10 protein-coding genes are annotated in these 15,208 nt (G+C 72.4%); 4 read left to right on the top strand and 6 right to left on the bottom strand.

Annotated features, from left to right (window positions below):
- Nucleotides 1-68 precede the first annotated feature (68 nt).
- The 6 genes from IE265_RS29595 to IE265_RS29570 all read right to left on the bottom strand — a co-directional run bounded on the left by IE265_RS29595 (nucleotide 69) and on the right by IE265_RS29570 (nucleotide 9,559).
- A complete protein-coding gene (locus IE265_RS29595) occupies nucleotides 69-1,787 on the bottom strand; it encodes a dolichyl-phosphate-mannose--protein mannosyltransferase (RefSeq protein ID WP_190038843.1) in 1,719 nt (572 codons plus the stop codon).
- Between the two features lie 147 nt (nucleotides 1,788-1,934).
- A complete protein-coding gene (locus IE265_RS29590; protein WP_190038795.1) occupies nucleotides 1,935-4,037 on the bottom strand; it encodes a glycoside hydrolase in 2,103 nt (700 codons plus the stop codon).
- Between the two features lie 104 nt (nucleotides 4,038-4,141).
- Nucleotides 4,142-6,196, bottom strand: coding sequence for a beta-galactosidase (locus IE265_RS29585; RefSeq protein ID WP_190038794.1), 2,055 nt, complete (start codon nucleotides 6,194-6,196; stop codon nucleotides 4,142-4,144).
- Between the two features lie 48 nt (nucleotides 6,197-6,244).
- Nucleotides 6,245-7,579, bottom strand: a complete 1,335-nt coding sequence (locus IE265_RS29580; RefSeq protein ID WP_190038793.1) for an ABC transporter substrate-binding protein — start codon at nucleotides 7,577-7,579, stop codon at nucleotides 6,245-6,247.
- A gap of 83 nt (nucleotides 7,580-7,662) precedes the next feature.
- Nucleotides 7,663-8,628 carry a carbohydrate ABC transporter permease gene (locus IE265_RS29575; RefSeq protein WP_190038792.1) on the bottom strand — a complete coding sequence of 322 codons (966 nt, stop codon included), beginning with the start codon at nucleotides 8,626-8,628 and terminating at the stop codon, nucleotides 7,663-7,665.
- Between the two features lie 4 nt (nucleotides 8,629-8,632).
- On the bottom strand, nucleotides 8,633-9,559 hold the full coding sequence (locus IE265_RS29570) for a carbohydrate ABC transporter permease (RefSeq protein WP_190038791.1): 927 nt from the start codon (nucleotides 9,557-9,559) through the stop codon (nucleotides 8,633-8,635).
- 194 nt (nucleotides 9,560-9,753) lie between these two features.
- Here IE265_RS29570 and IE265_RS29565 point away from each other — a divergent pair, with 194 nt between their 5' ends.
- The 4 genes from IE265_RS29565 (at nucleotide 9,754) to IE265_RS29550 (ending at nucleotide 15,181) form a co-directional block, all read left to right on the top strand.
- Entirely contained in the window at nucleotides 9,754-10,842 is a 1,089-nt protein-coding gene (locus tag IE265_RS29565; RefSeq protein WP_190038790.1) for a LacI family DNA-binding transcriptional regulator, read from the top strand.
- A 304-nt stretch (nucleotides 10,843-11,146) separates the two neighbouring features.
- Nucleotides 11,147-11,863 carry a class I SAM-dependent methyltransferase gene (locus tag IE265_RS29560; RefSeq protein WP_190038789.1) on the top strand — a complete coding sequence of 239 codons (717 nt, stop codon included), beginning with the start codon at nucleotides 11,147-11,149 and terminating at the stop codon, nucleotides 11,861-11,863.
- A gap of 407 nt (nucleotides 11,864-12,270) precedes the next feature.
- Complete coding sequence (locus IE265_RS29555) at nucleotides 12,271-14,274, top strand: glutamine amidotransferase-related protein (protein WP_190038788.1); 2,004 nt, start codon at nucleotides 12,271-12,273, stop codon at nucleotides 14,272-14,274.
- Nucleotides 14,275-14,383: 109 nt separating this feature from the next.
- Nucleotides 14,384-15,181: an aminotransferase class IV gene (locus IE265_RS29550; RefSeq protein WP_229916694.1), complete on the top strand. Its 798-nt coding sequence runs from the start codon at nucleotides 14,384-14,386 to the stop codon at nucleotides 15,179-15,181.
- The last annotated feature ends 27 nt before the right edge of the window (nucleotides 15,182-15,208 follow it).

Raw genomic sequence — 15,208 nt, 5'->3', positions numbered from 1 at the left:
CCGCGGAGCGACGCTGTCGCTCCGCGGGCCGGCTGCCCGCGTCACCGCCGGAGTCCGCGGCCCCGTCCTCAGACCCAGGTGTCGAACCACATGCGGGAGTGCCAGGAGGAGTACGGGAGGGTGATGCCCGTGTACAGCGGGAAGAAGTGGACGAAGTTCCAGACGATCAGCAGGACCACGCATCCGGCCACCACCAGGCCGGTGGTCCGCCGCCGCTCCCGCGTGCCCGGCGGCCCGATCAGCGCCCCGGCCGCCATGGCGACGGCCAGGCACAGGTACGGGACGAAGACGACGGCGTAGAACGAGAAGATCGTCCGGTCCTGGTAGTGGAACCACGGCAGGTATCCGGCGGCCACCCCGCACAGCACGGCCCCCGCCCGCCAGTCCCGGCGCAGCGCCCACCGGAACAGCAGGTAGCCGAGCGCGAGGCACGCCACCCACCACAGCAGCGGCGTGCCCAGGGCGACGACCTCCTGGGAGCAGCCGGCCACGGTGCCGCAGCCGTCGCTGCCGTACTCCGGGGCCTCGTAGTGGAACACCACCGGCCGCCCGAGGACCGGCCAGCTCCACGGGTTGGACTCGTACGGATGAGGTGAGTGCAGCCCCACGTTGAAGTCGTAGACACCCGACTCGTAGTGCCACAGGCTGCGCAGCGGGGCCGGCACCCACGACCAGGGCCCGCCCCGGTCGTCGGCCCAGTGCCGCCCGTACCCCTTGTCGGTCAGGAACCAGCCCGACCAGGACACCAGGTAGACGACCAGCGCGACCGGCACGACGGACGCCACCGAGGGGCCGAGGTCCTTGCGGAGCACCGCGCGGTAGGGGCGGTGCGTGCCGGCGAGACGGCGGGCGCCCACGTCCCACAGCAGGGTCAGCACCATGAAGAAGGCCAGGAAGTACAGGCCGTTCCACTTGCAGGCGGCCGCCAGCCCGAGGAACGCGCCGGCCGCGACGCGCCAGGGGCGCGGTCCGGTGCCCGTGCGCTCCGCCGTGTCGCGGTCCGGGCCCGCGAACCCGTCCCCGCCCACCGGCAGCGCCGCCGCGAGGCGGGCCCGCGCCCGGTCGCGGTCGACCAGCAGGCACCCGAAGGCCGCCAGCACGAAGAACATGACGATCAGGTCGAGGAGCGCGACGCGGCTCATCACGAAGTGCAGGCCGTCCACGGCCATCAGCAGTCCGGCGAGGCAGCCGAGCGCCGTCGAGCGGAACAGCCGGCGGCCTATTCGGCACAGCATGAGCACCGACAGGGTCCCCAGCACCGCCGTCATGAAGCGCCAGCCGAACGGGTTCAGGCCGAACATCCACTCCCCGGCGGCGATCACCCACTTGCCCGCCGGCGGGTGGGCGACGAAGCTCCCCGCGTCGGAGAGCGGCACGACCTGGGGGTCCGCGAGGAGTTGCGGGTCCGCCACCTTGCGGTCGGGCCACGTCCCCTCGTAGCCCAGCCTGAGCAGGGACCAGGCGTCCTTGGCGTAGTACGTCTCGTCGAACACGAGCGCACGGGGCCGGCCGAGCTGCCAGAAGCGCAGCATCCCCGCGAGGAGCGCGACCAGCAGGGGGCCGATCCAGCCCATCGCCCGGGACCAGCGCAGTGCCGCGGCCGGACCGAGTCCGAGGGCCTCCCCGGCCCAGGTACGGGGCTCGGGGAAGGGCGGTACCAGCAGGTCGCGGGCGTCTCTCCGCGGGCGCGCCCGGTGGCCGAACCGGCTCATCCGCTCCGTCCAGGGACGGGGCTCTGCCTCCGTGGGGGTGCCGGCACCCACCTGCTCCGGCTCAGCGGTCTCCATGGTCACCGGGCCATCGTAGGGAACGGATGTTCACGCGACTGCCGCGGAGGCCGGGTTCTGACCGCCCGTGGGGTCGGCGGGTGCGGGTGTGCCGCCGCGGTGACCGCCCCTCGGGGGAACGGCGGACACCGCGGCGGCGCACGGCGGTTACGGGTTGCCCGCGCCCCGTGGGGCGTCGGCGGCGCCGCTCGCCGGGGTCACATCGGTCACCCTCCAGCGCTGGTTGGAGCCGGAGTTGGGTGTCCACAGCGTCACGGCCGCGCCCTCGTGGGTGGCCTGGCCGCCGACCTCCAGGAGCCGGCCGGTGGCGGCGTTCACCAGGGTCCAGGTGCCGTCGCCGGTGGTCGACATGGTCCACTGGGCGGCCCTGTCGCGGGAACCGGTGCCGGCCTCCGCCACGGGTACGCCGTCACGGACCGACAGGTGCCTGTCCGCCGAGGAGTCGGTGAACACGTACCGCTGCCGGTTTCCGGTGTCACCGCTGATCCGGCGCAGCGTCCAGTCCCGGCCCGTCGCGTCCGCGCCCGCGGACTCGATGACCAGGTTCGTGCCGTCGTCGGCGACCGTGAGGTCCTTGCCGCTCTGCACGCCCGTCAGCCGGTAGGTGCGGCCCTCGCGCAGTGTCGCCCCGTCCCGGGCGACGCCGGAGACGCCCTCGACGAGGAAGGAGGTGACCGACTGGGCGGGCACGGTGAAGGATGCCCTGCGGTCGGCGACCCGCACGGGGGTCCGGCGGTCGAGGCTGCCCCCGGCGCTGGTCACCACGGGTGTCACGGTGGCGTCGCGGTCGACGCGCCCGAACTTCGACAGGTCGACCGTCACCGTGCGGGCCTCGGCGGTGCTGTTGACGTGGACGACGGTCGCCCCGCGGCCCTTCCCGGAGACGGCGGCGGCGCTCGCGGTGTCGTCCGTCCCGATGAGCCGGTCGCCGGGCCTGATGTGGTGCGTGAAGTTGCGGGCCGTGTCGAACTTCGTGTTCGTGCGGACCGGGCAGGTCTCCAGGGTGTCCCGGGAGGTGCAGCCGAACGGGAGCTGGATGCTTCCCCAGTTGCCGCCCTTGGCGGACTCGCCGCCCGGCCTCATGTTGTCGTAGTCCTCGACGGGCTGCCAGAACACCCAGGCGGTGGGCTCCAGTTCGCGCAGGTCGTCGACGATCCGCTGGGCGAGGCCCAGGCCGGGCCGCATGTCCGTGAAGCTCTGGCCGTCGCCCCAGTCGCCCTCGACCTCGCTCATCCACAGGGGCTTGCCGTCCGCCTTGGCCAGGTCGCGCACGGTGGTCCGTGCGCCGGTGCCGTAGGTGTGGACGTTCATCCGGTCGACGAGGTCGCGCACCTCCTGCGGGTAGGTGCCCCAGTTCTGCGCGAAGATCCCGGGGTTGGTCTCGTCCATGGCGGAGATCCCGGCCCCGGTACGGGCCTTGCGGAGCGCGGGGGCGAGCGCGCGGAGCACCTTCTGCTGGAGCTCGGGGCCGATGTGGGCGCCCTCCTGACGGCCCCCGACCGGTTCGCCGTCGGGGCCGAGCCGGGTGCTCCAGTAGTTCGTGTTGGGCTCGTTGAACGGGGCGACGGTGTCGACCTCGATGCGGTGGGCCTTCTCCAGCCGCCTGGTGGTGCCCGCCAGGTAGGCGGCGAAGTCGTCGACCGAGTCCGCCTTGAGCTGGTCGGTGTTCGCGTCGAAGCCGCCGGAGACGTAGCCGCCGGCGGTCATGAACCAGGGTGGTGAGTTGCTGAACGTCTCCCAGTGGTCGACGTCGTCCTTGATCCGGTCCACCCACCAGCGCTGGGTGGCGTCGGCGCGCGGGTTCCAGTCGGCCCGGTCCCCGGCGCTCCACCAGTCGGTGTCCTCGCGGGTGGTGCCCCGCGGTGCCTTCCACCAGCCCTCGACGGCCCCGCCCGCCCGCAGGTAGTCCCGGACGTCCGGGGCGTTGCCGCCGCCGATGTTGTAGCGGGCGATGTTCAGCGCGAGCCCGTCGTCGCCGAAGAGGAGGTCGGCCAGCTTCTCCCGGATCTCCGGCGGGTGGTCGCCGGTGGCGTTGGCGAACCAGGCCAGGCTGGTGCCCCAGCCCTCGAACTCCTGCTGGTCGTACGAGGGGTCGGGGACGACCGTGACGGACGGCGCCCCGGCCGCCGCTCGTGCCTGCGCCCGTGCGTCGGGCGGTGGAGCGGTGACCAGGGCGGCCGTGGTGGCCAGGGCGGTGATGCCGACGGCTCCCAGGAGCCGTCGTGTGCGTGTGCGGGTGCGGCGTTCCATCGTGTGCTCCCCACTCAGGTGTGTGGTCGCTTCGGTGGTCCGTCCTGCCCCGGAGGGCAGGACGGTCGTCGCCCCGCGAACGGACGCGGTGCCGTTCGGGGGAGTCAGTGCGCGCTCTGGCGCAGGACCGCCACACCCCTGGGTTCCAGGACGAGGCCGTCCTCGGTGCCGGTCCCGCCGGTCAGGAGCTCCCCGGTGACTCCGGGCAGCGGGACCGGCTCGTCGGTCCGGTTGACGAGGAACACGTAGCGGGTGTCGCCGTGGTGGCGGACGGCCTGCTCGACGCGGCCGCGGGCGGAGGGCGGCAGTTCGCTCTCCACACCCGCGCCGGCCAGCAGTTCGGGCAGCAGTCCGGCAAGTCCGGCCGCTCCGAGCCGGGTCGAGACGTACGCGGCCGAACCACGGCCCGCGGGGCGGCGGGTGACAGCCGGCATCCCGGCGTAGGTGCCGGTGCGGTAGCTCGCGAGCACCTCGGTCGAGGGGTCGGTGACGGTGATCCGGTCGGTCCACAGGCTGCCGGTTCCGGTGTCCGTGCCGGCGCCTTCGAGGCGGACCGTCTCGCCGTCGAGCAGGGGGCCGAACTCATCGATGCGGATGCCCAGCAGGTCGCGCAGGGCCCCCGGGTGGCCGCCGAGCCAGATGTGGTCGTTCTCGTCGACGACTCCGGAGAAGTACGTGGTGACCAGGTGTCCGCCGGTCTCGACGTACCGTGCCAGCTCCTTGGCCAGCGGCGCGGGTACCACGTGCAGCACGGGTGCGACGAGGAGGTCGTACCGGTCCAGATCGGTCCGGGTGGTCACGATGTCGGCCCGGACGCCGAGGGACAGGAGGGCGGAGTACCAGTCCAGCGCCTCCTGGCGGTAGTCGAGCAGGGAGGTCGGGTGGGAGTCCTGCTCGCTCGCCCACCAGGAGTCCCAGTCGTAGACGATTCCCACCTTCGCCGGCTCGCGCTCGGAGCCCGCGACGGGTGCCAGCTCACGGAGGGTGTCCCCGAGGGCGGCCACCGCGCGGAAGACCTCGCTGTCGGCGCCGGCGTGCGGGACCATCGCGGAGTGGTACTTCTCGGCGCCGGCCGCCGACTGGCGCCACTGGAAGAAGCACACGGCGTCGGCGCCGTGGGCGACGTGCAGCAGCGAGTCGCGGGCGAGGTCGCCGGGCCGCTTGGCCACGTTGACGGCCTGCCAGTTGACGGCGCTGGTGGAGTGCTCCATCAGGAACCACGGCAGGCCGTCCGCGATGCCGCTGGTGAGGTTGGCGGAGAAGGACAGCTCGTCGCGGTCCTGGGGGCCGGGGTGGACGTAGTGGTCGTTGGAGACGAAGTCGATCTCGCCCGCCCAGTCCGGGTAGTTCATGCCCTTGGTGCCGCCCATCACCATGAAGTTCGTGGTGACCGGCACATCGGGTGTGACCTCCCGCAGCACGTCACGCTCCGCGCACAGGTACTCCTTGAGCGCGTCGGACGAGAACCGCTTGAAGTCCAGCTGCTGGGTCGGGTTGGGGTGGGAGGCGGCCAGCCGGGGCGGCAGTATCTGCTGCCAGTCGCTGTAGCGCTGGGACCAGAAAGCCGTCCCCCAGGCGTGGTTGAGGGAGTCCAGAGTCGTGTACCGGGCGCGCAGCCAGTCGCGGAAGGCCCCGGCCGCGTCGTCCGAGTAGTCGTAGATGTTGTGGCAGCCCAGCTCGTTGGAGATGTGCCAGGCCACGAGCGCGGGATGGCCCGCGTAGCGCTCCGCCATCTTCCGTACCAGCCGCAGGGCGTGGTCGCGGAAGACGGGCGAGGTGGGGCGCCAGTGCTGCCGCGCCCCCGGCCACACCGTCTCACCGGAGGCGGTCACCGGAAGGATCTCCGGGTGCGCCGTGGTGAGCCAGGGGGGCGGGGACGCGGTGGCGGTGGCCAGGTCGACCCCGATGCCGCCCGCGTGCAGCAGGTCCATGACCTCGTCCAGCCAGCCGAAGTCCCACTCGTCCCGGGCCGGCTGGATGCGGGCCCAGGAGAAGATCCCCACGGAGACCAGGTTGACGCCGGCCTCGCGCATCAGCCGTACGTCCTCCTCCCACACCTCACGAGGCCACTGCTCGGGGTTGTAGTCGGCGCCGTACGCGAGGCGTGGCGCGGGGTCACCGCCCGGCCCGTTCTGCGGGGTCAGGAGGGTGGAGATCATGGTGGTCCTTCCGGTGTGGTGCGCGGGGCGGTACGGGGCGAACCCCGGTTACTCGACGGTGAAGCCCTGCTCCTTGCCGTACTTGACGGACGCGTCCTGCCAGTTCTTCAGGCCGTCGGTCAGCTTGGTGTCGGAGACGTACGCCTTGCCCACGGTGTCGTTGAAGATCGAGTTGGCGTACTGCTGGAAGGGCAGGTACGACCAGTCGTCGGCCACGTTGGCGGCGGAGTCGGCGAAGATCTCGTTGGCCTTCTGGCCGCCGAAGTACTCGAACTCGGTGTTGCGGAAGGCGTCGGACTCCAGCTCCGCGGTGGTCGCCGGGAAGGCGCCCTCCTTGACGCGGCTCTGCACACCGGCACCGGAGTTCGCGTACTCGACGAAGGCGTACGCCAGTTCCTCGTTCTCGCCCAGCTCGGGCAGCGCGAGGGAGCTGCCGCCGTTCTCCGCGCTGGCCTTGTCGCCCGCGGTCCACGCCGGCATCGGCGCCGCCCGCCAGTCACCGGCGGCGTTCGGCACACCGGTCACGAAGTTGGCGGGCATCCACGCGCCGGTGGCCAGGGTGGCGATGCTGCCGTCGCCCAGGCCCTTGTACCAGTCGTCGGTCCAGCCGTTGATCGGTGCGAGGAGCTTCTCGTCGACGAGCTTCTGCCAGGTGTCGGTGTACTTCTTGGCGCCCGCGTCGGCGAAGTCGACCTTCACCTTGGTGCCGTCGACCTTGTAGGGACGCGAACCGGCCTGCCACAGCATGCTGGTGGTGAAGCCGGCGTCGCCCGCGTCGTTGGCGATGTACACCTTGGGGTCGGCCTTGTGCAGCTTGCGGGCCGCCTCGACGTACTCGTCCCAGGTGGTGGGCACCTCGACCTTGTACTTGTCGAAGACCTTCTTGTTGTAGAAGAGGGCCATGGGGCCGGAGTCCATGGGCAGGCCGTACACGGCGTCACCGTCGCTCACGGCGTTCCACGGGCCGGGGGTGTACTTGTCGGCGAGCTTGTCCGCGCCGAACGGGGCCAGGTCGGTGAGTCCCTTGGTGAGGGAGTACTGCCCGAGCGCGAAGTACTCGACCTGCGCGACGTCCGGGACGCCCTTCTTGGCCGATATGGCGTTCGACAGAGCGGTGTAGTGCTTGTCGCCCGACCGCTCGCCGACCAGCTCGACCTTGACCTTCGGGTACTTCTTCTCGAAGTCGGCGGCGACCGTCTTCAGCGTGGGCTCCCACGCCCAGACCTTGATCGTGCCGCCCTTCTCCAGTGCGGCCTTGACGTCTCCGGAGGAGACCGGCTTCTTGCTGTCGCCGTCGTCGCCGGAGCCGCAGGCGGTGGCGCCGAGGGCGATGGTGGAGACGAGGGCGATGCCGCGCAGCAGGCGGCTGGTGGTTCTGCGCATGGAGGTGCTTCCACTTCTTCGTGGGCTGGACAGGGAGAGGGTGAAAGTGGTGATGCGGAGAGGGTGGGACCTTGGGTGAGGAGCTATTCCTTGACGCTTCCGGCCGCGAGCCCCGACTGCCAGTACTTCTGGAGCAGGAGGAACGCGACGATCAGCGGCACGATGGTGAGCAGCGAACCGGTGATCACCAGATTGAAGATCACGTCGCCGCCGATGGTCTCCGCCTGCGAGTTCCATGCGCTCAGACCCAGGGTCAGGGGGTACCAGTCCGGGTCCTTGAGCATGATGAGCGGCAGGAAGTAGTTGTTCCAGGTCGCGACCGTGGTGAACAGCAGCACGGTGACGATGCCGGGGGCGAGCAGCGGCAGGGCGACCTGGAAGAAGGTGCGCACCTCGCCGGCGCCGTCGATGCGGGCGGCTTCCAGCAGTTCGGTGGGGATGGCCTCGGTGGCGAACACCCACATCAGGTACAGGCCGAAGGGCGAGACGAGCGAGGGGATGATCACCGCCCACGGGGTGTCCGTGAGCCCCATCTTGCTGAACATCAGGAAGGTGGGCACCGCGAGGGCCGTACCGGGCACGGCGACGGCGCCGATGACCACGGCGAACACCCCCCGCTTCCCGGGGAAGTCGAACTTCGCCAGCGCGTACCCGCCCAGGATCGCCAGGAAGGTCGCTCCGCCGGCCCCGAGGACCACGTAGAGCAGGGTGTTGAGGAGCCAGCGGGTGAAGATGCCGTCGTTGTACGTGAACGTCTGGCTGATGTTGTCCCAGAGGGCGAACTCGTCGGCGAACCACAGGCCGGACGAATCGGCCAGCCCCTGCTGGGTCTTGGTGGCGCTGATGAGCAGCCACACGAGGGGCACCAGCGTGTACACGAGGACCAGGCCGGTCAGCACGGTGAGCAGCACGCTGCGCCGGGGCCGGCCGGGACTGTGCTGCCGTCGCCGGGTGCGCAGCCGGGGCGCGCCGGGTGCCGCGTCGGCGGGCGGGGCGGCGGCGGAGGGGGACGGAGAGGCGGTGGTGGCGGGACTGCTCGTGCTGCTCATCAGGTCACGCTCCCTTGCGCATGCCGCGGAGCTGCACGACATACGCGATGACCATGGTGATCAGCCCCATGATGATGGCGACCGCCGCGGAGTAGTTGTGTTGCTGGCCGTTGAAGGACAGCGAGTACGTGTAGAAGTTCGGCGTGTAGTCCGTCGTGATGGCGTTGCGCGCCAGCGGACGCAGGATGCTGGGCTCGTTGAAGAGCTGGAAGCTGCCGATGATCGAGAAGATCGTCGCGATGACCAGCGCGCCGCGGATCGCGGGGAGTTTGATGGCGGTGATGACGCGGATCTGTCCGGCCCCGTCGATCTCCGCCGCCTCGTAGAGGGAGTGGGGGATGACGCGCAGCGCGGCGTAGAAGATCAGCATGTTGTAGCCGACGAACTCCCAGGTGACGATGTTGCCGATGGAGGCGAGCACCAGGTCGGTCGAGAGCGGGTCGGGCAGGGTGACGCCGAAGGCCTCGTTGATGTCCCCCACGAGGCCGAACCGCGTGCCGTACATGAAGCCCCACATCAGGGTGGCCACCACGGCGGGCACGGCGTACGGCAGGAAGATCGCGATGCGGAAGAAGTCCCTGCCGTAGAGGCGTCCGCTGTCCAGCGCCAGGGCGATCAGCAGGGCGATGCCGAGCATGATCGGTACCTGCACGGCGAGGAAGAGCGAGACCCTGCCGAGCGAGGCCCAGAACTGCTCGTCCTGGAGCGCCTGGGTGTAGTTGTCCGCGCCGACGAAGGTGTTGCCGCCGATCAACTGGTCCCGGAACAGGCTGAGATAGATCGAGTACACGATCGGGGCCAGGAAGACGAGGGCGAACACGGCCACGAACGGGCCGATGAATCCCCACCCCGTCCAGGAGCGGCGGTTCCCTCGGCCGGGCGGCCGTGCCGGGCGCCGTTCGGCGGTCGCCGGCTGTTGCAGCGTCGTCATGTCGTTCCTCGCTCGTCCATCCCGGAACCGGCGGCAGACGCCGCCGCGATGTTTGCGTAAACACCGAGCCCCGCAAGAAGCTGCGTGCTGTTATGTTTACGTAAACATCTGATGGCGGCATGTCTACACTGCCCCGTTGGCGGTGGTCAAGGGTCGTTTGCGGAAACATGCGGCCCGGGCGGTGAGGGAGACGGGTGGACACAGCGGACAGCACGTCGGCGAGCACGCCGCAGGGGCCGGCGCGCACCAGGAAGCGTGGCGCCCGCCACGCGCAGAGCGCGTCCATGGCGGACGTCGCCCGGCTCGCCGGCGTCTCCTCGCAGACGGTCTCGCGGGTCTCCAACGGCTACGCGGGCGTGAACGAGGAGACCAGGCAGCAAGTCCTGGAGGCGATGCGGGAGTTGGGGTACCGGCCGAACAGTGCGGCCCGCGCCCTCAAGCGCGGGGAGTTCCGCACGATAGGGGTCATCACCTTCGGCCTCTCCAGCACCGGCAACGTCCGCACCCTGGAGGCGATCGCGACGTCCGCGGCGCAGGAGGGCTACGCCGTCACGCTGCTGCCGGTCGCCGTCCCCACCCAGGACGAGGTGCGCGGCGCGTTCTCGCGGCTGGGTGAACTCGCCGTCGACGCCGTCATCGTCATCATGGAGGTGCACCTGCTCGACGCGGTGACCATCTCCCTGCCGCCGCACGTCCAGGTCGTCGTGGCCGACTCGGACGCGGGGGACAGCTACACCGTGGTCGACACCGACCAGGCCGGCGGGTCCCGGGCCGCCGTGCGGCACCTCCTCGACCTCGGGCACCGTACGGTGTGGCACCTGGCCGGCCCCGAGGAGTCGTTCGCGGCGCAGCGCCGGACCGACGCCTGGCGGGCCGAACTCGTCGAAGCGGGCCGCGAGGCGCCGCCGCTCGTACGGGGCGACTGGTCCGCCGAGTCGGGGTACCGGGCGGGTCTCGTGCTTGCCGACCGGCCGGACTGCACGGCGGTGTTCGCGGCCAACGACCAGATGGCGCTCGGCCTGCTGAGGGCACTCCACGAGCAGGGCCGGTACGTCCCCGACGACGTCAGCGTGATCGGTTTCGACGACATCCCCGAGTCCGGGTCCTTCCTGCCGCCCCTCACCACGGTGCACCAGGACTTCGCCGAGGTGGGGCGCCGATGCGTCGCGGGCGTTCTACGGCAAATGCACCTGGATGTACCGGAACGCGGCACCACGCTCGTACCGACGCGCCTCGTCATGCGGGAGAGCACGGCGCCCCCGCGCATGGACCAGGCGCACTGACGGAGCCCGGAGTCCGGGGACGCGCGGGCCCGCGCCGCGGTCGTCCCCCGGTCCGGCCGGCCGGGGCGGTGACATCGCCGGTGCCCCGGAGGGACGACCGCGGCCGGTCCGCGGGGGAGGCCGGGCGACAGGGCACCGGCTCCGCCGGTCCTGGCGCGGCGGCACGGCCGTCCGCCGTCTTCGGCCGTCCGCCGTCTTCGGGTGACCGGCCCGGAGGAACCGGCGCCGGTCGCGGGGGCGTCGTCGTGCTCCCGGTGCGCGGGGCGCTGTTGCCGAACACCGGGCGCGAGCCTACAAAAGGGGCATGCGACGAAGCGACAGCACCCGTCCCCGGCCCGCCTGGTCCTTCCCCGAGTACACGCCGGTCGGCGTCGACCTGGGCAGCCGGGCGGCGGTCGCCGCGTACGACGGCAAACAGGGCACCGACCCCGACGCGGACGACGCGCTCCTCGACCGCCTCGGAGTCACCGGGGGCTCCCGCCTCGTCGACCTGGCCTGCGGCACGGGCTCGCTGGTCGTGCAGGCCGCGCGGCGCCGCGCGGAGGCGCACGGCGTCGACGTCTCCGAGGAGATGCTCGCCTTCGCCCGGACCCGGGCCGAACGGGCGGGCGTCGCACCCCGGTGGCACAGGGCCGGCTTCCTGGACTACGCCCATCACGGCGGTCCCGCGGACGTGGTCACCACCCGCTCCGCCCTCCATCAACTCCCGGACTTCTGGAAGCAGCAGGCGCTCCTCAACGCGGCTTCGATGCTCCGGCCCGGCGGCACCTTCTACCTGTGGGACGTCATCTTCACCTTCGAGCCGGCCGCCGCGGAGACGCACGTGCAGCACTGGATCGACACCGCCGGCCGGGCGGAGGGCGAGGGCTTCACCCGCGCGGACTTCGAGACGCACATCCGCGAGGAGTTCTCCACGCACGCCTGGATCATTGAGGGCATGCTGGAGCGGGCCGGGCTCACCGTCGTCTCCACCTCCGCGCCCACCCCCACCCACGCCGAATTCGTGTGCCTGCGCCGGTAGTACGCCACTCCGTCGGAGGCGGTCCGGTCGCACGGGCGAGCGCTGGGGCGACGGGCCCCTGTTCGCGCGCGGCCGTCCGCGAAGCCGCCGTCGGCGGGTGGGGCGGTGGTGGGGTGGGGGCGCTCTCTGCCGGAGCACCGAGGGGCCGTCACGAGGGCCCGCTTCCGGGGGAGTTGAACGGCCGGAGCGCTCTCCCCGTACTGACGGGCGTGACCCGGATCCCGCTTTCGTCCCCGTTCGCGCCACTCGCCGACCCGGCACGGTCGTGGGACCCGGCCGCGGGGCCGGGAGGGACGCGTGCCCGGGGGTGAGCCCGCCGCGCTCCCGCCTCGCCCGGGACCGGTCCGCCCGCCGACGTCCGAGAACCGCCACGCACGGCCGAGAACGACCTACAGGGAGGTGAGCGGGTGAAGACCCTGCTCATCGACAATGACGACTCGCACACCTACAACGTGTTCCAGCTGCTCGCCGAGGTCAACGGCACGGAACCCGTGGTGATCCGCAACGACGTCCCCTCCTGCGACCTCCCCGATCTGCGGGAGTTCGGCAACGTGGTGGTGTCTTCGGGCCCCGGACACCCCGGCAGACCCGCCGACTTCGGGATCAGCGCCTCCGTGCTGGCCGCCTCCGAGATCCCCGTCCTCGGCGTCGGCCTCGGCCACCAGGGCATCGCCGTGGGCGAGCGGGGCACCGTGACGGACGCGCCGCAGGGCCACCTCTGCAGAATCCGGCACGACGGCGAGGACCTGTTCCGCGGGCTGCCGCAGGACTTCACCGCGGTCCGCACCCATCCGCTGGCCGTGGGCGGGCCCCTGCCCGCGAGCCTCAGGGGCACCGCCTGGGCGGAGGACGGCCTGCTCATGGCGCTGCGCCACCGCACCCGTCCGCAGTGGGGCGTGCAGTTCCATCCCGAGTCCGTCCTGACGGAGTTCGGCCACCGGCTGCTCCTGAACTTCCGCTACCTCACGGCGGACTGGCCCCGGCCCGCCGGGTCCCGTCCCGGCAGGGCGCGGACCACGGGGGACACCCCCACCGCGTTCGTGCCGCGGCCCCGCAGGTGCCCGCCCGTCGGACACCGGCTGCACACCCGCCGGATCGCCACCGCGGTGGACGCCGGCGCCGCCTTCGCCCGTATGTGCGGCGACGCGCCCCGTGCGTTCCTGCTCGAAGGCTCCCGCGCCGAAGAGGGGTCCCGCTTCACGTACTTCGGCGACGGCGACGGCCCGCTCGCCGAGTTCGTACGCTACGACTCCGCGACCGGCGTCTGCGAGGTCGAGCGGCCCGGGCGCCCCACGCGCAAGGTGCGGGCGAACGTCTTCGACCACTTGAAGCGGCAGTTGGCGACCCGGCGGGTCGACGCGGGCGAGCTGCCCTTCGACCTCACCGGCGGCTATGTCGGCTTCGTCGGTACGCCCGCGGGTGCCCGGTCGCCCCTGGCCGGCGCGAGCGCCGCGGACTCCTGCTGGCTGTTCGCCGACCGGCTGGTCGTGGTCGACCACCGGGACGGCGTCACCCATGCCGTCTGCCTCGCCGAGAACACCCTGCAGGGCGCGCGCGACGCGTCCGAGTGGCTCAACCGGGCCGTGGCGCAGCTGAGTTGTGTCCCGTCGGAGCGGACGGAGGATTCGCCGGGGCGCGCCCCGTCCGACGCCGCGGGTGCTCCCGGGGCACCGGCGGACCGGGTCCCGCGAGCCCCGGAGCAGGTCCCGTACACGGCGTTCCTGCGATTCGGCGAGGTCGGCCCGGCCGTCCCCGACGCGTCGCCCGAGCGTTTCCTGCGGGTCACACGGGACGGTGTCGTGCGGGCCCGCACCGTCACGTGTGCCGAGCCCGAACAGCCCGAGGCCGGCGCATCCGAGGGAAGCACGGCCTCGCGGGACGGCGACGCCGGGCTCCGGGCGGCGCACGTGGCGGCGGTCGACCTGCTCCGCAACGACCTGGGCCGGGTCTGCGCACCCGGAACCGTACGGGTCCCCAGCCTGATGGCCGACGGCGTGCGGGCCGGCGGGCCCTCGACGGTCTCCACCGTCAAGGGCGGCCTGCGCCCGGGCGCCGACGCCGTGGACTGCGTGCGGGCCTGCTTCCCCGCGGGCCCCGCGGCGGCAGCGCGCGCACCGGGAAACGGCCCGCGGGAGACCGGGCCGCGAGGCGGGCACGCCCGGGCGGTCGGGTACCTCGGCTGCGGCGGTGGGGCGGACTTCGGACCGGCCACCCGTACGGACGTCGGCACCGACGGACGCGCAGGGGCGGGCACCGCCGGCGACCTCGGCGCGGTCCCCGGCCCGGCGCGCGGGGGAGTGCCGGGTGCGGGGCGCGGGGCGGTGCCGGGGGAGACCGGCGCGAGGCTCGCCGCCCGGCCCGCGTATCCTGCCGCGACACGGTCCGTTCCCCTGTGGGAGCAGGCTCGTTGACGGCCACCGATACCGGCCGTCCGCGCCCCGAAGTCCGGTTCGAGCCGCCGGGCTCGGGACTCGGGCCCGGCGTCGGGGAGTGCGGACGCACCGAGAGGAGATCGGCTCCGTGACGACACCACCCGCCATCGCGGAAGGGCTGTCCGTCTGGACCCCCGGCCGGGGACTGGTCGGCGGCCCGTCCTGCGGCGCGCGTCTGCTCGTCGCCGACTCCTGGCTGGTGAGGGAGGGACGGGTCCGAGGTTTCGAACGCCACCGGGAGCGCTTCCTGCGGGCCTGCGCGGACGTCGGAGGGCCCTCCGCCGGGCAACTCGCCGAGTTCTGGCGGGACATGACGGCAGCGCTGCCGCGCAGGGGCTCCTGGTTCCCGCGTGTCGAACTCGTGGCCGGCTCCCTCCGGCTACGCCTGCTCCTGCGGCAGGCGCCGCCGCTCGCCCCGGACGTACGCGTGTGGGCGGCGGGCCAGCGCGATCCGCGTACGGTCCCCCGGCGGAAGGGCCCCGACCTGGACGTACTGGCCCGGGTCCGGAGCCGGGCGGGTGGCCAGGGCGCGGAGGAGGCGGTGCTGATCGCGCCGACCGGTCTCGTCGTGGAGGGGGCGGCCTCCAGCCTTCTGTGGTGGGAGGACGACACCTTGTGCCTGCCCCCGTCCCGTCTGCCGCTGCTGGCCTCGGTCACCGCGGGCCTCGTCCAGGAACGGGCCCTGCTGACCGGGACACCGGTCGACCGGCGCGAGCGCACCCTGGAGCAACTGGCCGGCCGGGAGGTGTGGCTCGTCAACGCCCTGCACGGAATCCGCCCGGTGACCGCCTGGACGGGGCGCCCCATGGAGGCGGGCGAGGCCCAGCGCGCCGGGCAGTGGCGCGCATGGCTGGACGAGAGGGCCGAACCCCTGCCGACCGCCTGACGCCCCGGCGGTACGCCGCCGGCAGCA

The organism is Streptomyces fructofermentans, from assembly GCF_014651055.1.
GTDB classification, from domain to species: domain Bacteria; phylum Actinomycetota; class Actinomycetes; order Streptomycetales; family Streptomycetaceae; genus Streptomyces; species Streptomyces fructofermentans.
Note: the sequence above shows the minus strand (reverse complement) of the source record. Positions and strands in the feature narration are given on the sequence as shown.

What these genes read in the sequence shown, in the direction of transcription:
- IE265_RS29580 (WP_190038793.1), bottom strand. Translation starts at nt 7,579, where the DNA reads ATGCGCAGAACCACCAGCCGCCTGCTGCGCGGCATCGCCCTCGTCTCC.
- IE265_RS29560 (WP_190038789.1), top strand. Translation starts at nt 11,147, where the DNA reads ATGCGACGAAGCGACAGCACCCGTCCCCGGCCCGCCTGGTCCTTCCCC.
- IE265_RS29575 (WP_190038792.1), bottom strand. Translation starts at nt 8,628, where the DNA reads ATGAGCAGCACGAGCAGTCCCGCCACCACCGCCTCTCCGTCCCCCTCC.
- IE265_RS29585 (WP_190038794.1), bottom strand. Translation starts at nt 6,196, where the DNA reads ATGATCTCCACCCTCCTGACCCCGCAGAACGGGCCGGGCGGTGACCCC.
- IE265_RS29595 (WP_190038843.1), bottom strand. Translation starts at nt 1,787, where the DNA reads ATGGAGACCGCTGAGCCGGAGCAGGTGGGTGCCGGCACCCCCACGGAG.
- IE265_RS29590 (WP_190038795.1), bottom strand. Translation starts at nt 4,037, where the DNA reads ATGGAACGCCGCACCCGCACACGCACACGACGGCTCCTGGGAGCCGTC.
- IE265_RS29570 (WP_190038791.1), bottom strand. Translation starts at nt 9,559, where the DNA reads ATGACGACGCTGCAACAGCCGGCGACCGCCGAACGGCGCCCGGCACGG.